General features: G+C 69.2%; 18 protein-coding genes and 1 tRNA gene. 14 read left to right on the top strand and 5 right to left on the bottom strand.

What is annotated here, in order from left to right; translation table 11 throughout:
• The first annotated feature begins 73 nt into the window (after window positions 1-73).
• The 4 genes from desA to JIX56_RS29910 are packed head-to-tail and all read left to right on the top strand — an operon-like array spanning window position 74 to window position 5,169.
• A complete protein-coding gene (gene desA / locus JIX56_RS29925; RefSeq protein ID WP_257545119.1) occupies window positions 74-1,543 on the top strand; it encodes a lysine decarboxylase DesA in 1,470 nt (489 codons plus the stop codon).
• A gap of 19 nt (window positions 1,544-1,562) precedes the next feature.
• On the top strand, window positions 1,563-2,831 hold the full coding sequence (locus JIX56_RS29920; protein WP_443031908.1) for a lysine N(6)-hydroxylase/L-ornithine N(5)-oxygenase family protein: 1,269 nt from the start codon (window positions 1,563-1,565) through the stop codon (window positions 2,829-2,831).
• The gene (locus JIX56_RS29915; RefSeq protein ID WP_443031907.1) at window positions 2,828-3,400 is read left to right on the top strand and encodes a GNAT family N-acetyltransferase; all 573 of its coding nucleotides are present in this window, start codon (window positions 2,828-2,830) and stop codon (window positions 3,398-3,400) included. Before JIX56_RS29920 ends, JIX56_RS29915 begins: the two co-directional genes overlap by 4 nt.
• Complete coding sequence (locus tag JIX56_RS29910) at window positions 3,397-5,169, top strand: IucA/IucC family protein (protein ID WP_257545117.1); 1,773 nt, start codon at window positions 3,397-3,399, stop codon at window positions 5,167-5,169. Before JIX56_RS29915 ends, JIX56_RS29910 begins: the two co-directional genes overlap by 4 nt.
• A gap of 299 nt (window positions 5,170-5,468) precedes the next feature.
• On the opposite strand, the gene JIX56_RS29905 is transcribed toward JIX56_RS29910, so the two are convergent.
• Window positions 5,469-7,079, bottom strand: coding sequence for a beta-N-acetylhexosaminidase (locus tag JIX56_RS29905; RefSeq protein ID WP_257545116.1), 1,611 nt, complete (start codon window positions 7,077-7,079; stop codon window positions 5,469-5,471).
• A 103-nt stretch (window positions 7,080-7,182) separates the two neighbouring features.
• On the opposite strand from JIX56_RS29905, the gene JIX56_RS29900 reads away from it, so the two are divergent.
• Window positions 7,183-8,064: a DUF4429 domain-containing protein gene (locus JIX56_RS29900; RefSeq protein ID WP_257545115.1), complete on the top strand. Its 882-nt coding sequence runs from the start codon at window positions 7,183-7,185 to the stop codon at window positions 8,062-8,064.
• A 64-nt stretch (window positions 8,065-8,128) separates the two neighbouring features.
• On the opposite strand, the gene JIX56_RS29895 is transcribed toward JIX56_RS29900, so the two are convergent.
• A complete protein-coding gene (locus JIX56_RS29895; RefSeq protein ID WP_257545114.1) occupies window positions 8,129-9,715 on the bottom strand; it encodes a purple acid phosphatase family protein in 1,587 nt (528 codons plus the stop codon).
• Between the two features lie 186 nt (window positions 9,716-9,901).
• Here JIX56_RS29895 and JIX56_RS29890 point away from each other — a divergent pair, with 186 nt between their 5' ends.
• Together JIX56_RS29890 and glmS are read left to right on the top strand one after the other, a co-directional pair.
• On the top strand, window positions 9,902-10,159 hold the full coding sequence (locus JIX56_RS29890) for a hypothetical protein (RefSeq protein ID WP_099499435.1): 258 nt from the start codon (window positions 9,902-9,904) through the stop codon (window positions 10,157-10,159).
• Between the two features lie 54 nt (window positions 10,160-10,213).
• On the top strand, window positions 10,214-12,031 hold the full coding sequence (gene glmS / locus JIX56_RS29885) for a glutamine--fructose-6-phosphate transaminase (isomerizing) (RefSeq protein ID WP_257545113.1): 1,818 nt from the start codon (window positions 10,214-10,216) through the stop codon (window positions 12,029-12,031).
• A 353-nt stretch (window positions 12,032-12,384) separates the two neighbouring features.
• Here the strand turns inward: glmS and JIX56_RS29880 are convergent, their stop codons facing one another.
• A complete protein-coding gene (locus JIX56_RS29880) occupies window positions 12,385-12,915 on the bottom strand; it encodes a universal stress protein (RefSeq protein WP_257545112.1) in 531 nt (176 codons plus the stop codon).
• 366 nt (window positions 12,916-13,281) lie between these two features.
• On the opposite strand from JIX56_RS29880, the gene JIX56_RS29875 reads away from it, so the two are divergent.
• From JIX56_RS29875 to JIX56_RS29860, 4 genes are all read left to right on the top strand, one after another.
• Window positions 13,282-13,737 (top strand): hypothetical protein, encoded by a 456-nt coding sequence (locus JIX56_RS29875; RefSeq protein ID WP_257545111.1) that lies wholly within the window; start codon window positions 13,282-13,284, stop codon window positions 13,735-13,737.
• Window positions 13,738-14,115: 378 nt separating this feature from the next.
• On the top strand, window positions 14,116-15,342 hold the full coding sequence (locus JIX56_RS29870; RefSeq protein ID WP_257545110.1) for a helix-turn-helix domain-containing protein: 1,227 nt from the start codon (window positions 14,116-14,118) through the stop codon (window positions 15,340-15,342).
• Window positions 15,343-15,433: 91 nt separating this feature from the next.
• Window positions 15,434-16,036 carry an oligoribonuclease gene (orn, locus tag JIX56_RS29865; RefSeq protein ID WP_257545109.1) on the top strand — a complete coding sequence of 201 codons (603 nt, stop codon included), beginning with the start codon at window positions 15,434-15,436 and terminating at the stop codon, window positions 16,034-16,036.
• A 116-nt stretch (window positions 16,037-16,152) separates the two neighbouring features.
• Window positions 16,153-16,225 (top strand) — tRNA-His (locus JIX56_RS29860).
• 56 nt (window positions 16,226-16,281) lie between these two features.
• Here JIX56_RS29860 and JIX56_RS29855 read toward each other — a convergent pair.
• A complete protein-coding gene (locus JIX56_RS29855) occupies window positions 16,282-17,163 on the bottom strand; it encodes a serine/threonine protein kinase (protein ID WP_257545108.1) in 882 nt (293 codons plus the stop codon).
• A 322-nt stretch (window positions 17,164-17,485) separates the two neighbouring features.
• A complete protein-coding gene (locus tag JIX56_RS29850) occupies window positions 17,486-18,541 on the bottom strand; it encodes a LacI family DNA-binding transcriptional regulator (protein WP_257551201.1) in 1,056 nt (351 codons plus the stop codon).
• Between the two features lie 564 nt (window positions 18,542-19,105).
• On the opposite strand from JIX56_RS29850, the gene JIX56_RS29845 reads away from it, so the two are divergent.
• The 3 genes from JIX56_RS29845 to JIX56_RS29835 all read left to right on the top strand — a co-directional run bounded on the left by JIX56_RS29845 (window position 19,106) and on the right by JIX56_RS29835 (window position 22,651).
• On the top strand, window positions 19,106-20,470 hold the full coding sequence (locus JIX56_RS29845) for an ABC transporter substrate-binding protein (protein ID WP_257545106.1): 1,365 nt from the start codon (window positions 19,106-19,108) through the stop codon (window positions 20,468-20,470).
• A gap of 242 nt (window positions 20,471-20,712) precedes the next feature.
• Window positions 20,713-21,723 (top strand): carbohydrate ABC transporter permease, encoded by a 1,011-nt coding sequence (locus JIX56_RS29840; RefSeq protein ID WP_257551199.1) that lies wholly within the window; start codon window positions 20,713-20,715, stop codon window positions 21,721-21,723.
• A 10-nt stretch (window positions 21,724-21,733) separates the two neighbouring features.
• Window positions 21,734-22,651, top strand: a complete 918-nt coding sequence (locus tag JIX56_RS29835; RefSeq protein WP_257545105.1) for a carbohydrate ABC transporter permease — start codon at window positions 21,734-21,736, stop codon at window positions 22,649-22,651.
• Window positions 22,652-22,698 lie beyond the last annotated feature (47 nt).

Here is a 22,698-nt window from a genome sequence, read left to right as displayed (position 1 = left end):
GTTGGACGACGTGATGTCACCCCCCACTCACCTCTCCGTCCCACCCGGACCGCCCCGCTCGGAGGACCTCCCCATGCGCTCGCACCTGCTCAATGACACGACCGCGGAGCGGTACCGCCGCACCGTGACCGAAGGCGTGGAGCGGGTGGCGGCCAAACTCGCCACCACCGACCGACCGTTCACCGGTGTCACCGTCGACGCCCTCTCCCCCGGCATCGAGAAGATCGACCTCGACAAGCCGCTGCACGACACGGCCGCCGTCCTCGACGAACTCGAGGAGGTGTACCTGCGCGACGCGATCTACTTCCACCACCCGCGCTACCTCGCCCACCTCAACTGCCCGGTCGTCATCCCGGCCGTGCTCGGCGAGGCCGTGCTCTCCGCCGTCAACTCCTCCCTGGACACCTGGGACCAGTCGGCCGGCGGCACCCTGATCGAGCGCAAACTGATCGACTGGACCAACGAGCGCATCGGGTTCGGTCCCTCCGCCGACGGCGTGTTCACCTCCGGCGGCTCGCAGTCCAACCTCCAGGCGCTGCTTCTCGCCCGTGAGGAGGCCAAGCCAGGGCCGGGCGGGTGGGGGGGACCAGCCGACACCGCCAAACTGCGGATCTTCGCCTCCGAGGTCAGCCACTTCAGCGTGAAGAAGTCGGCGAAACTCCTGGGCCTCGGCCAGGACGCCGTCGTCTCCATCCCGGTGGACGCCGACAAGCGCATGCAGACGATGGCCCTCGCCCGCGAGCTGGAACGCTGCAAGAGCGACGGTCTCGTCCCCATGGCCGTCGTCGCCACCTCCGGCACCACCGACTTCGGCTCCATAGACCCGCTGCCCGAGATAGCCGAGCTCTGCGCCCAGTACGACACGTGGATGCACGTCGACGCCGCCTACGGCTGCGGCCTGCTCGTCTCGCTCAAGCGCCGCGCCCTCCTCGACGGCATCGAGCGCGCCGACTCCGTCACCGTGGACTACCACAAGTCCTTCTTCCAGCCGGTGAGTTCGTCCGCCGTGCTCGTCCGGGACGCGTCCACGCTCCGCCACGCCACCTACCACGCGGAGTACCTCAACCCGCGCCGCATGGTCACCGAGCGCATCCCCAACCAGGTCGACAAGTCCCTCCAGACCACCCGCCGCTTCGACGCCCTCAAGCTGTGGATGACGCTGCGCACGATGGGCGCCGACGGCATCGGCCAGCTCTTCGACGAGGTCTGCGACCTGGCGGAGGAGGGCTGGAAACTGCTCGCCGCCGACCCGCGCTACGACGTGGTCGTCGAGCCCCAACTGTCCACGCTGGTCTACCGCTACATCCCCGAGGCCGTCACCGACCCGGCCGAGATCGACCGCGCCAACCTCTACGCCCGCAAGGCCCTGTTCGCCTCCGGCGACGCCGTGGTCGCGGGCACCAAGGTCGGCGGTCGCCACTACCTGAAGTTCACCTTGCTCAACCCCGAGACCACGGCCGACGACATCGCCGCCGTCCTCGATCTGATCGCCGGCCATGCCGAGCAGTACCTGGGAGAATCCCTTGACCGCGTCGCTTCCTGAACCGGCCGTGAAAACAGCCGTGAAAACACACGACTTCATCGGCATCGGACTGGGACCCTTCAACCTCGGCCTCGCCTGCCTCACCGAGCCCATCGCCGAACTCGACGGGATCTTCCTGGACTCGAAGCCCCACTTCGAGTGGCACTCGGGCATGTTCCTCGACGGCGCCCACCTCCAGACCCCGTTCATGTCGGACCTGGTCACCCTCGCCGACCCGACGTCTCCCTACTCCTTCCTCAACTACCTGAAGGACTCGGGCCGTCTGTACTCGTTCTACATCCGCGAGAGCTTCTACCCGCTCCGCGTCGAGTACGACGACTACTGCCGCTGGGCCGCAGGCCGGCTGAGCAACGTCCGCTTCAACACGACGGTCACCGAGGTGACGTACGACGAGAGGGCTGAGCTTTACGCCGTAAGGACGGCGGCCGGTGACATCCTCCGCGCCCGGCACCTCGTCCTCGGCACCGGCACCGTCCCCTTCATCCCCGAGGCCTGCCAGGGCCTGGGCGGCGACTTCTTCCACAACGCCCAGTACATGCACCGCAAGGCGGAGCTCCAGGCAAAGAAGTCGATCACGATCGTCGGCAGCGGGCAGTCCGCCGCCGAGATCTACTACGAGCTCCTCTCCGAGATCGACACGCACGGCTACCAGCTCAACTGGGTCACCCGCTCCCCGAGGTTCTTCCCCCTCGAATACACCAAGCTGACACTGGAGATGACGTCCCCGGACTACATCGACTACTTCCGCGAACTGCCCGAGGAGACCCGCTACCGGCTGGAGAAGCAGCAGAAGGGTCTGTTCAAGGGCATCAACTCGGAACTGATCGACTCGATCTTCGACCTGCTCTACCAGAAGAACGTCAGCAGCGGCGGCCGCCCGGTCCCCACCCGCCTGCTCACCAACTCGTCCCTCAACAGCGCCGGTTACGAGGACGGGCGGTACACCCTCGGCCTGCGCCAGGACGAGCAGGGCAAGGACTACGAGATCGAGACCGAGGGCCTGGTCCTGGCCACCGGCTACCACTACCGGCCGCCGGCCTTCCTCGCCGGGATCAACGACCGGCTCCTCTTCGACGGCCACGGCCGCTTCGACGTGGCCCGCAACTACGCCATCGACACCACGGGCCGCGGCGTCTTCCTGCAGAACGCGGGCGTCCACACCCACAGCATCACCTCGCCCGACCTGGGCATGGGCGCGTACCGGAACTCGTACATCATCCGCGAGCTGCTCGGCACGGAGTACTACCCGGTCGAGAAGACCATCGCCTTCCAGGAGTTCGCTGTATGAGCGGGATGAACGACATGAACGGCAGGAACTTCACCTTCCGTCCCCTCGACCCGCTGAAGGACTCCGAGCTGCTGCACGGCTGGGTCACGCACCCCAAGGCCGCGTACTGGATGATGCAGGACGCCAAGCTGGAGGACGTCGAGCGGGCGTACATGGAGATCGCGGCCGACCCGCACCACCACGCCCTGCTGGGGCTGCTCGACGGCGAGCCCGCCTTCCTCATGGAGCGGTACGACCCCGCCCACCGTGAACTCGTCGGCCTGTACGAGCCCGAGCCCGGAGACGTCGGCATGCACTTCCTGGTGCCGCCGACGGACACCCCGGTGCACGGTTTCACCAGGTCCGTGATCACCGCCGTGATGGCGCACCTCTTCGAGGACCCGGCCACCCACCGGGTCGTCGTCGAGCCGGACGTGTCCAACAAGGCGGTGCACGCCCTCAACGACGTCGTCGGTTTCGTCCCCGACCGCGAGATCGACAAGCCGGAGAAGCGCGCACTGCTGAGCTTCTGTACGCGAGAGCAGTTCTTTAACAGCCAGAGCCTGGCTGCCCGAGGAGTCGCTGTATGACCCTGTCCGATGCCGTAGCGCATCTGTCCCCCCACCGCTGGGCACGGGCCAACCGCCTGCTCATCCGCAAAGCCCTCGCCGAGTTCGCCCACGAGCGGCTCATCACGCCGGAGGCCACCGCCGACGGCCGCTTCGAGGTGCGCAGCGACGACGGTCTGACCCGCTACGGGTTCACGGCCGTCCGCCGCGCCCTCGACCACTGGCAGGTCGACGCCGACTCGATCTCCCGTCAACGAGACGGCGTCGACCTTCCTCTCGCCGCGCTGGACTTCTTCATCGAGCTGAAGCAGTCCCTGGGCCTGAGCGACGAGATCCTCCCGGTCTATCTGGAGGAGATCTCCTCCACCCTCTCCGGCACCTGCTACAAGCTCACCAAGCCGCAGACGCCGGTCGCCGAGCTGGTGGACGCCGGCTTCCAGGCCATCGAGACCGGCATGACCGAGGGCCACCCCTGCTTCGTCGCCAACAACGGCCGCCTCGGCTTCGGCGTCCACGAGTACCTCGCGTACGCCCCCGAGACCGCGAGCCCCGTGAAGCTGATCTGGCTGGCCGCGCACCGCTCCCGGGCGGCGTTCACGGCGGGCGTCGGCATCGAGTACGAGACGTTCCTGCGCGACGAGCTGGGCACGGAGACGGTCGCCCGCTTCAACTCCGTCCTCATCGACCAGGACTTGGACCCCGCCGACTATCTCTTCATCCCGGTCCACCCCTGGCAGTGGTGGAACAAGCTCACCGTCACCTTCGCCGCCGAGGTCGCCCGGCAGAACCTGGTCTGCCTAGGTGAGGGCGACGACGAGTACATCGCCCAGCAGTCCATCCGGACGTTCTTCAACCGGTCCGCCCCCGAGAAGCACTACGTGAAGACGGCCCTGTCCGTCCTCAACATGGGCTTCATGCGCGGCCTCTCGGCGGCGTACATGGAGGCGACCCCGGCGATCAACGACTGGCTGGCCGGTCTCATCGACAGCGACCCGGTGCTGAAGTCCACGGGCCTGTCGATCATCCGCGAGCGCGCCGCCGTCGGCTACCGGCACCTGGAGTACGAGGCCGCCACCGACAAGTACTCCGCGTACCGCAAGATGCTGGCCGCGCTGTGGCGCGAGAGCCCGGTGTCCGCGTTGCGCGAGGGCGAGTCGCTGGCGACGATGGCCTCCCTGGTCCACGTCGACCACGAGGGCAACGGCTTCGCGGCGGCACTGATCGAACGCTCGGGCCTGACGCCGACGGAGTGGCTGCGCCGCTACTTGCGGGCGTACTTCACTCCCCTCCTCCACAGCTTCTACGCGTACGACCTCGTCTTCATGCCACACGGCGAGAACGTCATCCTCGTCCTCAAGGACGGCGCCGTCGAGCGCGCGATCTACAAGGACATCGCCGAGGAGATCGCGGTCATGGACCCGCAGGCGGTACTCCCGCCGACGGTCGAGCGCCTGCGCGTCGAAGTCCCCGAGGACAAGAAGCTCCTGTCCATCTTCACGGACGTCTTCGACTGCTACTTCCGCTTCCTCGCCGCCAACCTCGCCGAGGAAGGCGTCCTGGAAGAGGAGGAGTTCTGGCGCACGGTCGCCGAGACCGTCCGCGACTACCAGCACTCGATGCCCGAACTCGCCGACAAGTTCGCCCAGTACGACATGTTCGCCCCCGAGTTCGCCCTGTCCTGCCTCAACCGCCTCCAACTGCGCGACAACAAGCAGATGGTCGACCTGGCGGACCCGGCGGGTGCGCTGCAACTCGTAGGCAACCTGAAGAACCCCATCGCGGGCCTGTAGCCCCTGGCACGGCCCCACCTGAGCAGACGGGCACCTCGGAGTACGGTCCTCCGAGGTGCCCGTCGCGTTCCGCCGGTCGGTTCTTCGGCTGCGGCTGAGTGGGGCTTCTCGCGCAGTTCCCCGCGTCCCTAAAAGACCAGGCCCTGCGGGCCTGAAAGACGACGGGTCCGTGGGCCTGAAAGACGACGGGTCCGTGGGCCGAAAAGCACGGGGCGCAGCCCCTGCTTTTCAGGGGCGCGGGGAACTGCGCGAGAAGCCCCACCGGGCCGCACCCGCCCACGCACCCAGACCCCCGAGCTCTACCGCGCAGGCCAGGGCACCTGCGGCGACCGGTAATACCCGATCCCCAGCGCCTCCCACCGGGGCCCCTGCCCCGCAAGCCGAACCCGATACCCCTCCCAACCGTGCGCGGACGCCGACGACCACCCCAGCTCGGCAACCCCCGGCAACCTCGGAAACGCCATGTACTCCACATCCGCCGACGTCACGATCGTCTCGGTCCACAGCGGCGCCTCCACCCCCCGAACAGCCGCCCCCGGCACCCCCTCCAGATAGTCCCCCGGATCCCACTCGTACGACCGCCGCACATCCACGTACCCGGCCCAATCCAGCCCCAGCGGCGTGTCCTTGTCGTACTTCATGTCGAGGTAGATCCGGTCGGCCGGCGACAAGACAATCCCCGTCCCGTTCCGCGCGGCCGCCGCGACCCGCTCCTTCTCCTCGGCGCTCGTGCTGTCCAGCCCCCAGTACTGCGCGAGCGCCCCCCGTGCCGGAGTGGCCCCGGTCAGCTGATGCCAGCCGATCACGGTCTTCCCGTACCGCTCGACGACCGGCTGCACCCGGTCCATGAACGTGACGTAGTCCTCGTGACTGGTGGAGTGCGCCTCGTCGCCGCCGATGTGGAGGTAGCGCCCCGGAGTGAGCGCGGCCAGCTCCCGTACGACGTCGTCCACGAAGTCGTACGTCACCTCCTTGTCGACGCAGAGGGAGCTGAAGCCGACGTCGGTTCCGGTGTAGAGCGGGGGTGCGACGCCGTCGCAGTTCAGCTGGGCGTACGAGGCGAGGGCCGCGTTGGTGTGGCCGGGCATGTCGATCTCGGGGACGACCTCCAGATGGCGGGCGGCGGCGTACCGGACGATCTCCTGGTAGTCGGCCTTCGTGTAGAAACCGCCGGGGCCGCCGCCGACCTGTGTGGAGCCGCCGTACGTGGTGAGGCGCGGCCAGGAGTCGATCGCGATGCGCCAGCCCTGGTCGTCGGAGAGGTGCAGGTGCAGCTTGTTGAACTTGTAGAGGGCCAACTGGTCGATGTAGCGCTTGACTTGGCCGACGGTGAAGAAGTGCCGGGAGACGTCCAGCATCGCGCCGCGCCAGCTGTAGCGCGGGGTGTCCTCGATCGTGCCGCCCGCGACGAGCCACGGCCCCGGCTGCACGGAGTCCTTCTCGACGGCGGCGGGCAGCGACTGCCGCAGGGTCTGCACGCCGTGGAAGAGCCCGGCGGGCGCGCGGGCGGTGAGGGTGACGCCGGAGCGGCCGCTCTCCAGCCGGTAGCCCTCCTGGCCGAGAGCCGCCTCCCCGGGGGCCAACCGCAGGCGGATTCCGGCCGCCCGACGCTCGGTCACCGGCAGCCGGTACCCCGTCGACGGCCGCAGGATCCCCGCGAGGTACTCCCCGATCCGGCGGGCCTCGGGCCCGCCGTCCACGACGATGTGCGTACCGCTCGTCATCCGGTACGGCGACCCGCCCGCCTCGACCGAGGCGGGGGCCGGTATCACCCGCCCGAGCGGGATCGTGACGGCGTCGGCGACGGCGTCGGCGTTGTCGGACACGGGTGCGGCTCCCACGGCGAGGATCCCGGCCACCACGAGCAGCAGCGAACCGAGCAGGCGGGTCGATCTGTGGTGCGGTCTCACGACGAGCTCCCTTCCACCAACCGAACGGACGACACCACCATCCCCTCAACGGACCCACCAGGTCTAGACCATGTCACTCGCAGCCGATGGAAGAATCCCTTTCATGGCGGAAATCCTCCAGCGGGACGGCACGTGGACCTTCGACGGCGACACACTGCGGCTGACCCCGGGCCGCGACAAGAGCGTGAGCCTGCTCCGCAAGACTCTGGGTGAACTCTCCGTCCCCCTGGGCGCGTTGGCGGGGATCTCCTTCGAGCAGGGCAGGAAGTCGGGGCGGCTTCGGCTGCGGCTGCGCGACGGATCGGACCCGCTCCTCCAGGCGACCGGCGGGCGGCTCACCGACTCCAACGACCCGTACCAACTGAGCGTCGAGTCGGACCGGTACGGCGTCGCCGAGTACTTCGTGGACGAGATCCGCAACGCGCTGCTCCTCGACCAGGTGCCGGCCGACGCGGTCGACACGTACCTCCTCGCCGGCCCCGCCGTCCCGCTCTCCGTCTCGGCCGGGGACGGCACCGCGAGCTTCGACGGCGAGCACATACGCCTGGAGTGGAACTGGAAGACGGAGGACGCGAAGGCCGCCGCCGGCACGCGGACGCTGTCGCTGCCGGACGTCGCGGCCGTGGAGTGGCACCCCTCGGTCGGCCTGGAGAACGGCTACCTCCGCTTCACCGTACGGAACGCGCCGACCAAGGCCCCGCCCAAGTACGACCCCAACTCCGTCGAGTTGTGGGGCTTCAAGAAGGATCCGCTGATGGCCCTGGTCGCGGCGGCGGTCCAGGCCCGGCTCCCGCACCCCGCGACTCCGGCACCGAAGCAGCTGACCCCGCCACCACCCCCGGCGGAGCCGGACCGGCAGACTCCCGAACAGGACCACGACGCCCTGCTGCGCCGCCTCCGCGAACTGGGCGACCTCCACAAGTCCGGCGTACTCACGGACGAGGAGTTCACCTTGGCCAAGCAGGCGGTCCTCAAACGCATGTGACGCATCCGAGGACCGCCTGCCCGGTACCGCGTGTGCGCCCCGCCTTCCGGGCGCACCGGCCGCGCTACTTCGCCCTGCGCGCCACCGTGAAGTGGTCCACCTGCTCACCGGTCTCCGCGATACCGCGCACGGTCAGCGTGGCGTGGTGCCCCTTCGGCGCGGGCTTCACGTCCACGCGCAGAAAGGAGTAGTCGAGGTAACGCACGCGCGACCAGGTGACGGTCTCGTTCTGCTTGCCGTCCTTGGTGTTGACGAAGGAGGCGACGGACTCGGCCTCGTTCTCGTGGCCCTCGTACGACTCCGCGGCGCTGAACGCGTACAGGCTGCGGCCCGCCGCGCCCGCCGTCACGTAGACCACGCCCTCGCTCTCGGGGTACGCCGTGCCTCCGATCGGGAGCTTCTTGGTGACCGCGCCCGCCTTGATGACGTCGGTGCGCTCGTACTGGTGGTTGTGGCCGTTGATGACGAGGTCCACCGAGTACTTCTCGAACAGCGGCACCCACTCCTGGCGCACACCGCCTTCCGAGGCGTGCGCGGTGGAGGTGCAGTAGGCGCAGTGGTGGAAGAAGACCACGACGAAGTCGATGTCCTCGGCGGCGCGGAACTTCTTGAGCTGTGCCTCCAGCCACGTGGTCTGGGTGCCGCCCGAGAGGCCGAGGTTGGCCGGGATCTCGAAGGAGATGTCGTTGGCGTCCAGCGAGATGACAGCCGTGTTGCCGTGGACGAAGAAGTAGACGCCCGGCAGGTTCTTCTTGTCGGGGCCGTTGTCGGGGAGGGTCCAGCGGGCCTCCTCGCCGCCGTAGCCGTTGGGCGAGTACCAGGCCTCCATGTCGTGGTTGCCGTAGGCGGGCATCCACGGCACGGACTTGGCGACGGACTCGGTCTGGGCGAGGAACTGGTCCCACACGCGGGAGTCGAAGCCTGTGTCGGCGGTCTTGCCGGCGCCGGACGGGTCGGCGTAGGCGATGTCGCCGGCGTGCAGGTGGAATGCCGGGTTCTGGCCGAGCAGCAGGTTGTTGTTGGCGAGGCCGTGGTAGCCGACGCCCTCGTCACCGAAGGCCGTGAAAGTGAAGGGTGTTTTGTGGGCGGGGGCGGTGGTGAAGGTGCCGAGAGTACCGAGCAGGTGCGGCTCGGCCGGGTCGAAGCCGGCATGGCCGACGCCGTAGTAGTAGGTGCGGCCGGGCTTGAGGTGGGTGAGCTTGGCGTGCACGTAGTACTGCGTGTGGTCGGCGCTCGCGCCGACGCCGGCGGGCGTGTGGAGGGTGCGCACCTCCGCGTCGATCCGTCGGGAGAGGTCCTGGGGATGGGCGCCGACGCGGATGAAGGGCTTCGTGACGGCGAGGGGGACCTGCCACGAGACGGTGATCTCGGTGCGCGGGTCGTTGCCGTAGGCGAGGTGGCGGCCGAAGGGGGCGACGAGGGAGCCGTCGACGCGCTCGGCGCTGGTGGCGGCCTGGGGAGGAACGGAGGTGCGGAGGGCGGCCGGGGTGGCGGCCCGGCCCGTGGCGCCCGGGACGAAGACGCCGCCCGCGACGGCGCCGAGCGTGACCGCGCCGCCTCTGATCATCGAGCGCCGGGAGAACCGGGCGCGCAGGTACTCGTGCTGCTCGGCCATGCTCATGCGCTCGGCCAGCCGCTCGGGTACGCCCATGCGAGGAATGTCCATGGCGTCCGAAACTCGTCGCCTCAGGCGACGGGATGCGGGACGCCGTGTGGACAGCTCACGAACAGGCACTCATAACACATTCAACGCTCCCCCAAGGACCAGTAACAGTGAGCTGCCCGAAATCGGGCAGGATTCTTGCGAAACACTCGCCGGTCCCCCAGGATCTACCGAGTGCACGACGAACTTGTTGATCATTTGACGCGATCCTCGCCCCTCAGCCGGGGCGAGGCGCTGCGTGTGATCCAGGACGTGCTCGCCTATTTCGACGAGACGACGGAGGACTACGTCCGTCGCCGCCACCGCGAACTCCAGGCCCAGGGCCTGGTCAACGCGGCGATCTTCGAACGGATCGAGGCGGACCTGAAATACCGGGCGGTCGCACCGCCGGAGCTCACGCTCAGGCAGCTGCGCCGCATCGTCTACGGCTGAGCAGTACCGGCCGTCGGACCCGGGACCACCGACCGAGAAACGGGATACGTATATATGTGCGGGATTGTCGGTTACATCGGCAAGCGCGATGTGGCGCCGCTGCTCCTCGAGGGCCTGCAGCGCCTGGAGTACCGGGGCTACGACTCGGCGGGCATAGTCGTCACCTCGCCCAAGACGGCCGGCCTGAAGATGGTCAAGGCCAAGGGCCGGGTCCGTGACCTGGAGGCCAAGGTCCCCGCGCGCTTCAAGGGCACCACCGGCATCGCCCACACCCGCTGGGCCACCCACGGCGCCCCCTCCGACATCAACGCCCACCCGCACATGTCGGCCGACAACAAGGTCGCCGTCGTCCACAACGGCATCATCGACAACGCCTCCGACCTGCGCCGCAAGCTGGAGGCCGACGGCGTCGAGTTCCTCTCCGAGACGGACACCGAGGTCCTGACCCACCTCATCGCCCGCTCCCAGGCGGAGACCCTGGAGGAGAAGGTCCGCCAGGCGCTGCGCATCGTCGAGGGCACGTACGGCATCGCCGTCATGCACGCCGACTTCAACGACCGCATCGTCGTCGCCCGCAACGGCTCCCCCGTCGTTCTCGGCATCGGCGAGAAGGAGATGTTCGTCGCCTCGGACATAGCCGCGCTGGTCGCCCACACCCGCCAGATCGTCACGCTCGACGACGGCGAGATGGCCACCCTGAAGGCCGACGACTTCCGCACGTACACGACGGAGGGCACCCGCACCACGGCGGAGCCCACCACCGTGGAGTGGGAGGCGGCCTCGTACGACATGGGCGGCCACGACACCTACATGCACAAGGAGATCCACGAGCAGGCCGACGCCGTGGACCGCGTGCTGCGCGGCCGCATCGACGACCGCTTCTCCACCGTGCACCTCGGCGGCCTCAACCTGGACGCCCGCGAGGCGCGCCAGATCCGCCGGGTGAAGATCCTCGGCTGCGGCACCTCCTACCACGCGGGCATGATCGGCGCCCAGATGATCGAGGAGCTGGCCCGCATCCCCGCGGACGCCGAGCCGGCGTCGGAGTTCCGCTACCGCAACGCGGTCGTCGACCCCGACACCCTGTACATCGCCGTCTCCCAGTCCGGCGAGACGTACGACGTGCTGGCGGCCGTGCAGGAACTGAAGCGCAAGGGCGCGCGGGTCCTTGGCGTGGTGAACGTCGTCGGCTCGGCGATCGCCCGCGAGGCGGACGGCGGCATCTACGTCCACGCGGGCCCCGAGGTCTGCGTCGTCTCCACGAAGTGCTTCACCAACACCACGGTGGCCTTCGCGCTCCTCGCCCTGCACCTGGGCCGCACCCGCGACCTCTCGGTCCGCGACGGCAAGCGGATCATCGCGGGCCTGCGCAAGCTCCCCGCCCAGATCGCCGAGATGCTGGAGCAGGAGGACGAGATCAAGAAGCTGGCCCAGGAGTACGCCGAGGCCCGCTCGATGCTCTTCATCGGCCGCGTCCGGGGCTACCCGGTGGCCCGCGAGGCCTCCCTGAAGCTGAAGGAGGTCTCCTACATCCACGCCGAGGCCTACCCCGCCTCCGAGCTCAAGCACGGCCCGCTGGCCCTCATCGAGCCCGCCCTCCCCACGGTCGCCATCGTCCCCGACGACGACCTCCTGGAGAAGAACCGCGCCGCCCTGGAGGAGATCAAGGCCCGCAGCGGCAGGATCCTCGCCGTGGCCCACCGCGACCAGGAAAAGGCCGACCAGACGATCGTCGTCCCCAAGAACGAGGACGAACTGGACCCCATCCTCATGGGCATCCCCCTCCAACTCCTCGCCTACCACACGGCGTTGTCCCTGGGCCGCGACATCGACAAGCCGAGGAACCTGGCGAAGTCGGTGACGGTGGAGTAGAGCGTCTTCTCGGCAAGGGCTCGCTTCTGAAGGGGCGCGGGGCTGTGTCGATTTGCGGCTCCGCCGCGTGGGCGCGATCATCCCCCACGCACCCGCAGACGCCGAACAAGAGGACGGACCCCCACGTGATGCCACCCATCACGCGGGGGTCCGTTTCAATCGCCGGGGACGCCCAATACCCCGACGCCGGCTGCCCTTTGCCCGGTGGCCGTCACACCACCCCGTCCGGCAGCACGCGCGCAGTCGTACGGCGAACGGGTTATGCCCTTCACAAAGACACAAACACCCCTACGCGCCAGTAGACTTACGCGTTTCCGGAAGTGCCGCGGAAGCAGCCGCAGCGAGACGGACCGTCACGGAATGACGATGACCGGCCGCTGCGCCCGTTTGGCGAGCCGCCCGGCGACCGAGCCGAAGAGGCGGCCGACGATCCCGTGCGTGGACCCGACGACGATCGCGTCGGCCTCGTACTCCCGCCCCACCTCTTCGAGTTCATGGCAGATGTCGCCGCCGCGCTCGACGAGGATCCACGGCACCTCGGCGAGATAGTCGGCGCAGGCGAGCTCCAGGCCGAGGACCTCGGTCCGGTGATCGGGGACGTCGACGAAGACGGGCGGCTCGCAGCCGGCCCACACGGTCGTGGGCAGCCGGTTGGCGACATGCACGATGATCAGGCCCGAGCCGGAGCGGCGGGCCATGCCGATGGCGTACGCGAGGGCGCGTTCACTGGACGTCGAACCGTCGAAGCCGACGACGACGCCATGCTTGAAAGCGGGGTCGCAGGAGGGGCGTGCCTCTTCCGCCGCCAGGGGGTCGGCCGCCGTGTGATCGGCGACGGGCCGCCGCTTGCGGTCCGCGGAGTCGAAGAATTCGTGACCGGCCATGGGTGTCTCGGCGTTCGGATCCTCGTGGGTGGGACGACGTGAAAGGGGACGTCAGTGCGCGGCGGAGCCGTGTCCGGGAATCATGTTCCCAACCCCATACCCCCAAGGGTACGACCGCACGCCTCCTCCGCCCATATCCCGCACCGGCTGCGCGGGATTCCAGGGAGCATGCACGACCCCCGGCCCGCAACGCAATGGTTGCTGCCACGTACAGCCGTTTTCCACAGGAATACAGTCGCCGCCATAACCGGCCCGGCTGTGGGCAGTCGTGCCACCACCCGATCCGACGCGCACCAGTGACCGACAGCTCGAACACGCGTTGAACCCCCGTAAGCCGTACCCGAGGAAGCCAGGAGGGAGCCGACCGTGTCCGCACCCCGCACCGCGCCCCAGTCCGCCCCCGAAACCGACGAGGTCCCCCCGGCCTCCCGGACGATCTCGCAGACGACCCCCCACGCGAGCGACCCCGCCACGGACGTGGTCCGCTGGGCGGCGTTCAGCTGCGTCCTCGTGCCGGTCGTCCTCGTCTGGTACGGCACCTCCCTGGCCGGCGCGACGGGCGCGGCCCTCGGCCTCGCCGCGGTCACCGGCGTCTGCCGCATCCTCCTGCGCCGGTCCGAACGCGGAGCGGCCCGCGCCGCCCGTACGACGGCCGCCGACCGCGCGACGCCCGCAGCCCCTTCAACGACCACAGCCCCTTCAACGGCCGCCGACCGTTCGATGGCCGAAGATCACACCCTCCCGCGCGGCCGACGCGGACGCTCCGGTTCCGGGGCGCACAGGGGCGGACGGAACTCCGGCCCGAGTACGCCGGTCGACTGACCGGTTTCCGCGCACACCCCCGTATCTTTTCAGCCAACTTCGGCCACCTGCACCTCCCTTGGTCGAACACCCCTCCACCCCCCGTTCGACCTGCGTTGAAAGGGGTCAAGGGGCGACGCGCACCCTACGTGGACCGGCCACTGGGACAAGGCGCACTTCCCTGCACGGCCTACGAGTGCAACGCTTCGTGATCGAATGCTTCACGCCAAGTTGCCATGTCGACAATGTGCCGGTTGGCGATCTGGTCACGCCGGCACCACGGGACACAGTAGATTCGATCATGACTGTCTTACGGCGGGGGACTCGTGCAGGACCAAGGGGAAACGTGCAGGAGCGACACAACCGAGGAGCCGCGACCACCGAGGGGGGCTTAGCAGTATGAGCCACGACTCCACCGCCGCGCCGGAAGCCGCGGCCCGGAAACTCTCCGGGCGACGCCGCAAGGAGATCGTCGCGGTGCTGCTGTTCAGCGGCGGCCCCATCTTCGAGAGTTCCATACCACTTTCGGTGTTCGGGATCGACCGCCAGGACGCCGGCGTACCGCGCTACCGCCTGCTGGTGTGCGCGGGCGAGGAAGGCCCGCTGCGGACCACAGGGGGCCTGGAACTCACCGCACCGAACGGCCTGGAGGCGATCTCGCGGGCGGGCACGGTGGTCGTGCCCGCATGGCGTTCGATCACCTCACCGCCGCCGGAGGAGGCGCTCGACGCACTGCGCCGAGCGCACGAAGAGGGTGCCCGTATCGTCGGGCTGTGCACCGGCGCCTTCGTGCTGGCCGCCGCCGGCCTGCTGGACGGCAGGCCCGCGACGACACACTGGATGTACGCGCCGACGCTGGCCAAGCGCTATCCGTCCGTCCACGTCGATCCACGCGAGCTCTTCGTGGACGACGGCGACGTACTGACATCGGCCGGCACCGCGGCCGGAATCGATCTATGTCTGCACATCGTGCGGACGGACCACGGGAACGAGGCGGCCGGCGCGCTGGCCCGTCGTCTGGTGGTCCCCCCACGTCGATCGGGCGGCCAGGAGCGCTACCTCGATCGATCTTTACCAGAGGAGATCGGCGCCGACCCGCTCGCCGAGGTCGTCGCCTGGGCGCTGGAGCACCTCCACGAGCAGTTCGACGTGGAGACGCTCGCGGCACGGGCGTACATGAGCCGTCGTACGTTCGACCGCCGGTTCCGCTCGCTCACCGGGAGCGCTCCCCTGCAGTGGCTGATCACCCAGCGCGTACTGCAGGCGCAGCGTCTCCTGGAGACGTCGGACTACTCGGTGGACGAGGTCGCGGGGCGTTGCGGCTTCCGTTCGCCGGTGGCGCTGCGCGGGCACTTCCGGCGGCAGCTGGGCTCGTCGCCTGCGGCGTACCGGGCGGCGTACCGGGCCCGGCGTCCGCAGGGCGAGAAGCACAGCGACCACCACGACGGCCCGCACGGCGTTCCGGGGCCGTCCCCGGTGTCGCCGGAGCACGCCCCGGTGCCGCTCCAGGCCCGGCGTACGGCCGCGGCGAGCGCCCTGGCGCCGTCGGCGTCCCTGTCCACGGAGGGCGCCAAGCCGGAGCTGTACGCGACGGGCCGCCTGCCGGGCCAGCGCAGCGCGCCCTAGCCCTCACCGGCGCATGACGGCCCGGTCCCGCACTGATCACCCCGGTGCAGGACCGGGCCGTACGGCTGTCACGGGCCGTAAGGTGAGACACATGAACGATCGCATGGTGTGGATCGACTGCGAGATGACCGGCCTCTCGCTGTCCGACGACGCGCTCATCGAGGTGGCCGCCCTCGTCACCGACTCCGAGCTGAACGTGCTCGGGGAAGGCGTCGACATCGTCGTCCGCCCGCCGGACTCGGCACTGGAGACCATGCCGGAGGTGGTGCGCCACATGCACACCGCGTCCGGCCTCCTCGACGCCCTGCCCGGCGGCACGACGCTCGCCGACGCCGAGGAGCAGGTCCTGGCGTACGTACGGGAACACGTGAAGGAGCCGGGCAAGGCCCCCCTGTGCGGCAACTCGGTGGGCACGGACCGAGGCTTCCTGCTCCGGGACATGCCGACGCTGGAGGACTACCTCCACTACCGCATCGTGGACGTCTCCTCCGTCAAGGAACTGGCCCGCCGCTGGTACCCCCGGGCGTACTTCAACAGCCCCGAGAAGAACGGCAACCACCGGGCCCTGGCGGACATCCGCGAGTCCATCGCCGAACTCCGCTACTACCGCGAGGCGATCTTCGTCCCGCAGCCCGGCCCCGACTCGGACACGGCCCGCACGATCGCCGCGAAGCACGTCCTGCCCGCGCGGTAGCCCCGTCCCCGGGCCCCGAACGCCCCTCACCGAAACGCGTGCGCGGGCACCCCTGAAGACCCTGTACACTTTTTCTCGGCCGGTCGGTGAAACCTTCGGATGAACCGCCGGTCATGGTGGGTGTAGCTCAGCTGGTAGAGCACCTGGTTGTGGTCCAGGATGCCGCGGGTTCGAGTCCCGTCACTCACCCTGATGAATCGGCCCCGGTTCGCGAAAGCGGACCGGGGCCGATCGCTGTCCGCCCCTCACGCCCCGCCGGAGCACCCAGCCCTCCGCCAAGCGCTCGTGAGCTCTCCCACACCCGCGAAGCGTTCACCGGGATCGGGAGCCATGGCCCTCCGCAGCACGGCCAGTTGGGCCGCCGTCCCCCGCCAGGCCCGCTCCTCGTCCCCCGCGTCGAGCAGCAGCCGGACGGTGCGGCCCAGTACGTACACCGTGGTGCGGATGTCGATGGTCGCGCCGCGCTGGAACTCCTCCGGTGCCATGAAGCGGGTCGAGCCCGGCAGCCGCTCGGCGTCCAGCACGAAAGGCCCCGGCCGGTATCCATCGAGATCGACCAGGCGCATCTCGTGCGCCGTGAAGTCGTACAGCAAGGCACCGTCGTAGAGGTCCACGGCGACGTGCCCGGCGGCCTCCACCGCGAGGTGGGCGTCGAGGACACGGGCGAGGGCCGCCTCGATCCGGGCGACGGGCAGGGCCCGGAAACGGGCCATGGGACTGCCCGGGGTCGTACGGTCGCGCCTGCCGCGCTCAGCCGGGTGGTACAGCACTTCCCCGTCCCTCCAGGGCATGACCACGGCCAGACTGTCACCGCCGCCCTCGCGGAGGGCGATCCGGTGCACCTGCGGAACGATCACCGGGTGCCGCACGGCCCGGTGAAAGGCCCACGCCCGCTCCAGCGACCGCAGGCCCACGGCACCGCCCGCCGCCCTCTTCACGAACCACCGCTCGTCACCGCCGTCGCCCCCCAACCGCACGCCGTACGCCAGACACCCCGAGTCCTGCTTCTCGAACACCCGGAACACATCACCGATCCGGGACAGGTACGCCCGTAGCGGGCCCTCGATCCGGTCCACGCCCAACAGCGGGTGGCCACCCGCACTTCCCCTGCCCACAAGGTTCTCCATGAAGGCCAGGCTGCCAGCGGCAGGCCCCAGCCACGCCGGGTGGGCCCAGGCACCGGAACGCCCGGAACGCCCGGACGTCATCGGAGAGTTGACGGGCTGGTAGTGCTCGGCAGCGCGCGCATGCCGTCGCTTCATGTCCCCCTGGGCGTCCTGATGTCCGGCCTGAGCGTGCTGGTACTCGGCCGGGTGCTGCCCGCCGCCCCCGGCGTCGGCCGCCTGCGACGCACCCCGTGACGCTTACCGAGCACCGAGCACCGAGGCCCGCTGACCCGACAGTCGGCGGGCCGCCGCCTTGCTCACCGCTCCTTCCCCGGGAGGCAGCTCAGGAAGAATCCCGCGCCACCAGCTCCGTGGGCAGCACCACCTGGCGCCGTTCCAGTCCCCGGGACACCGCCGGGCGGCGGTCCGCGATCTCGTCGAGGAGGAGGTCGATCATCGCGCGGCCCATTTCCTCGATGGGCTGGCGGACGCTCGTCAACGGGGGGTCCATGTGGCGGGCGATGGCCGAGTCGTCGTAGCCGACGAGGGCCACGTCGTCGGGTATGCGGCGGCCGGCCTCGCGGAGGACTCGGCGGGCGCCGGCGGCCATGACGTCGGACTCGGCGAAGACGGCGTCGAGGTCGGGGCAGCGGGACAGCAGTTCCGTCATCGCCCGGCAGCCGCCCTCCTCCGTGAAGTCGCCGGAGACGATCAGGCGCTCGTCGACCTCGCGGCCGGCGTCCTCCAGGGCCTCGCGGTAGCCGTCGATGCGGCGCTGGGCACCGTAGACGTCGAGGCGGCCGGTGACCGTGGCTATGCGGGTACGGCCGCGTGCGATCAGGTGTTCCACCGCCGAGCGGCCGCCGCCGTAGTTGTCGGAGTCGACGGAGGGAAGTGTTTCGTGCTCGGAACGGGGGCCGCTGATCACCGCCGGGATTTCCAGTTGTGACAGCAAATCCGGGAGCGGGTCGTCCGCGTGGACGGAGACCAGGAGCACGCCGTCCACCCGGTGCGCCGCCAGATACTGGGCCAGGCGGCGGCGCTCGCGGTCACTGCCCGCGAAGATCAGCAGGAGCTGCATCTCCGTGTCGGACAGCTGGGCGCCGACGCCCTTGAGGATGTCGGAGAAGTACGGCTCCGCGAAGAAGCGGGTCTCCGGCTCGGGGACGACCATCGCGATCGCATCGGTGCGGTTCGCCGCGAGGGCGCGGGCCGCCGTGTTCGGGACATAACCGAGCTCCGCGACGGCCGCCTCCACCGCCGCGCGGGTCGCGTCGCTGACCCGGGGCGAGCCGTTGATCACCCGGGACACCGTCCCCCGGCCCACACCGGCCCGTGCGGCGACCTCTTCCAACGTCGGCCGCCCACCGCTCCGGCCCCGTGCCCCGTGGCCTGCCACCATGGTCGCCTCCCGTTCACACCGCGCTGGCGTGGAATCTAACAGTCCCGATCCCCGTACGACGCCCGGGAAGTGGTCATTCGGGGGCGACGAGCAGGGGACATCCGTGCGGCGGGCAGAGGACGTCCGTGCCCGGCGGGCACGGACATCCGTCGTCCCCCTGCCTTCAACCCGTCCCGGCCTCTTGCCTCCGCCCGTCCCGGCCCAGCGCACCCTGCGGCTCCCGCGAGCCCCCGTGCCGCCGACCTCTGAAGTCCCGCCCGCGCCCCGTGCCGCCGACCTCTGAAGTCCCGCCCGCGCCCCGCCCGACGACTTCCGGGGGCGCCCGGCCGCCGGTCCCGGCGTTAGTTAACAGCCCGATAACCGAAGCGATATCTCCGCGCTCGCTCCCTTGACACCCCCGCACGAACCGACGACTCTTCAACACATCACTTGTGGGAGCGCTCCCACGGTACCTGGCACTTACACATCCCGCACGTTCCCCACCCGAGCCGCAGCTTGAAATCACGGGCCCAACAACGCAGTTGGCCGGGGGTCGGCACGTCAGGGCATCAGGAGGACGCAATGCGAGCACGTACCCTCCCGCACTCTCGGCTCCGGTCGGGCGGGGGCACCCGTATCGCCCGCAGGACCCGCAAGACGGTGGTCATCGCGGCTGTCGCCGCGCTGAGCGCCGGGTTGCTGGCCGGCTGTGCCGACGACGGCAAGGACGAGGACGGCTCGTCGTCGAGCGACGGCGGCGGTGGCAAGACCAAGATCACCCTGGGGCTCTTCGGCAGCTTCGGCTTCGAGGAGGCCGGACTCTACGACGAGTACGAGAAGCTGAACCCGAAGATCGACGTCGAGCAGACGGTGATCGAGCGGAACGAGAACTACTACCCGCCGCTGGTCAACCACCTCACCACCAACAGTGGTCTGCAGGACATCCAGGGCATCGAGGTCGGCAACATCGCCGAGGTCGTCGACAAGTACGCCGACAAGTTCGTCGACCTGTCGAAGTACGGCAAGGAGAGCGACTACCTGCCCTGGAAGTGGGAGCAGGGAACCGCGGAGGGCGGCTCGACGGTCGGGCTCGGCACCGACGTCGGTCCGATGGCGATCTGCTACCGCAAGGACATGTTCGAGGCGGCCGGCCTGCCCACCGACCGCGAGGAGGTCGGCAAGCTGTGGACGGGCGACTGGGCGAAGCTCGTCGAGGTCGGCAAGGACTACAAGGCGAAGGCCCCCAAGGGCACCACCTTCATGGACTCCCCCGGCGGCCTGTTCAACGCCATCGTCGGCAGTGAGAAGGAGCGGTACTACGACGCCTCCGGCAAGGTCATCTACAAGACGAACCCGGCGGTCAAGAAGGCGTTCGACCTGACGGCCGAGGCCGCCGAGGCGGGCCTGATCGGCAACCAGACGCAGTTCCAGCAGGCCTGGGACACCACGATCGCCAACAGCAAGTTCGCCGCGATGGCCTGCCCGCCGTGGATGCTCGGCTACATCGAGGGCAAGTCCAACCCGGAGAACGCCGGCAAGTGGGACGTGGCCACGCCGCCGAAGGCCGCCAACTGGGGCGGCTCCTTCCTCAGCGTGCCGAAGTCGGGCAAGAACACCGAGGAGGCCGCGAAGCTGGCCGCCTGGCTGACCGCGCCCGAGCAGCAGGCGAAGCTCTTCTCCAAGCGCGGCAGCTTCCCGACCGCGCAGGCCGCCTACGACCTGCCGCTGGTCAAGGACGCGAAGAACAAGATGACCGGTGACGCGCCGATCGGCCAGATCTACGCGCCGCTGGCCGCGGAGCTCCCGGTTCAGGTGGTCGGTGCGAAGGACCAGATCATCCAGCAGGGTCTGACCGACAACGGCGTCATCCTCGTGACCCAGGGCAAGTCGCCCAAGGAGGCCTGGGAGAACGCGGTCAAGACCATCGACAACAACCTGGAGAATTGAACCCTCCCCCAGCCGGAGCAGAGGGATTCCTGGCTCACGCTGCTTGGCCGCTCAGCAAGCGATCGAGTCCTACGCGATCAACACCAGCCGGGTTGGAACCAGCCCGGTCTACAACGACACCAAGGATCCAGCCTCATGCTTGGTTCTCGCAACGCATCGAGCGCCGTTCACCTGATCGTGTGCACGGCACCTGGCCTCCGGTCTGAAGGCCACCGTCTCCTCGGAGACATCAGGTGACCGGAATCTCGCCCCCGCACGACACCGCCGCCGCGCCCCCCGCCAAGGAGGGGGGCGCGGCCCCGGCCCGTCCGCCCGTCGAGTCACCTGAGACGCTCCGGAAGCGAGCACGGCTGTCCCGCCGCTGGCAGCGGGACGTGCGCTGGAGCCCGTACGCCTTCGTCTCGCCGTTCTTCCTGCTCTTCGTCGCGTTCGGCATGTTCCCGCTGATCTACACGGCGTGGGCCTCGCTGCACACGGTGGAGCTGACCGCGCCCACCGACATGGAGTGGGCGGGGCTGCGCAACTACACGCGGATCTTCGACGACGAGTTCTACTGGAACGCGGCGAAGAACACCTTCACCATCGGGATCATCTCGACCGTCCCGCAGTTGATGATGGCGCTGGGCATCGCGCACCTCCTCAACTACAAGCTGCGTGCCTCGAACTTCTTCCGGGTCGTGATGCTCGCGCCGTACGCCACGTCGATCGCCGCGGCGACCCTCGTCTTCGTGCTGCTCTTCGGCCGTGACTACGGCATGATCAACTGGTTCCTGGGCCTGTTCGGCGTCGACAACATCGACTGGCAGAACGACAAGTGGTACGCGCAGATGGCCGTCTCGTCCATCGTCATCTGGCGCTGGACCGGCTACAACGCGCTGATCTACCTGGCCGCGATGCAGGCGATCCCGCAGGACCTGTACGAGTCGGCGGCGCTCGACGGCGCCAGCCGCTGGAAGCAGTTCCTCCATGTGACGCTGCCGTCGCTGCGCCCGACGATCCTGTTCACCGTCGTCGTGTCGACGATCGGCGCCTCGCAGCTCTTCGCCGAGCCGCTGATGTTCGACGCCAACAAGGGTGCCTCCGGCGGCCCGCAGCACCAGTTCCAGACGCTCGGCCTGTACATGTACGAGCAGGGCTGGGTGAACCAGCACCTGGGCCGGGCCTCCGCCATCGCCTGGACGATGTTCCTGATCCTCATCGTGGTCGGAATCATCAACTACGTCATCTCGCGCCGGCTGCGCGCCAGTAGTTAGGAGACCGGCCGTGACGACGACACTCACCAAACCCCCGGCCGACGCCACCCCCGAGCCGCCGAAGAACGGGCGACGCAGGCTCGGAACGAAGGCGTCCCGTGCGGGCGGGCAGCATCACGCGGGCCCCGTCGCGTACATCATCCTCGCCGTGTTCACCCTCGTGTCGGTGTTCCCGCTGTTCTGGACGGCGGTCGCGGCCTCGCGCGACAACGCGCGGCTGGCGGAGACCCCGCCGCCCTTCTGGTTCGGCGCGAACCTCTTCGACAAGCTCGAAGTGGCCTGGGAGGACGCCAATCTGGGCGAGGCGTTCCTCAACACGACGATCGTGGCGGGCATTTCGTCGCTGACCATCGTCTTCCTGTCGACGATCGCCGGGTTCGCCTTCGCCAAGCTGCGCTTCAGGGGCCGCGGTGCCCTGATGCTGATCGTCATCGGCACGATGATGGTGCCGCCGCAGCTCCAGGTGATCCCGCTGTACATGATGGTCGCCAAGCTCGACTGGACCGACCAGCTCCAGGCCGTGATCCTGCCCTCGCTGGTCAGCGCGTTCGGCGTGTTCTTCATGCGGCAGTACCTGATCCAGGCGCTGCCCGACGAGATCATCGAGGCGGCCCGCGTCGACGGCGCGAGCAGCTGGCGGGTGATCTGGCACGTGGTGTTCCCGGCCGCGCGGCCCGCGATGGCCGTCCTGGGCATGCTGATGTTCGTACAGACCTGGAACGACTTCCTGTGGCCGTTCCTCGTCCTGACCCAGCTGGGCAACCCGACCGTGCAGGTCGCGGTGGCCGGTCTGGGCCGTGGCTACACCCCCGACCAGGCCCTGATCATGGCGGGCGCGCTGCTCAGCACGCTTCCGCTGCTCCTGGTGTTCGCGATCTTCGGCAAGCAGATCGTGGGGGGCATCATGCAGGGCGCGGTGAAGGGCTGAGGCCCGGTTCCGCTTCGGTTCGTTTCCCTTGTGGGGGTCGGGTCACC

The organism is Streptomyces sp. CA-210063 (genome assembly GCF_024612015.1).
Taxonomy (GTDB): Bacteria; Actinomycetota; Actinomycetes; order Streptomycetales; family Streptomycetaceae; genus Streptomyces.
The sequence above is the reverse complement of the archived record's forward strand: the minus strand, read 5'-3'. Positions and strand labels throughout refer to the sequence as shown.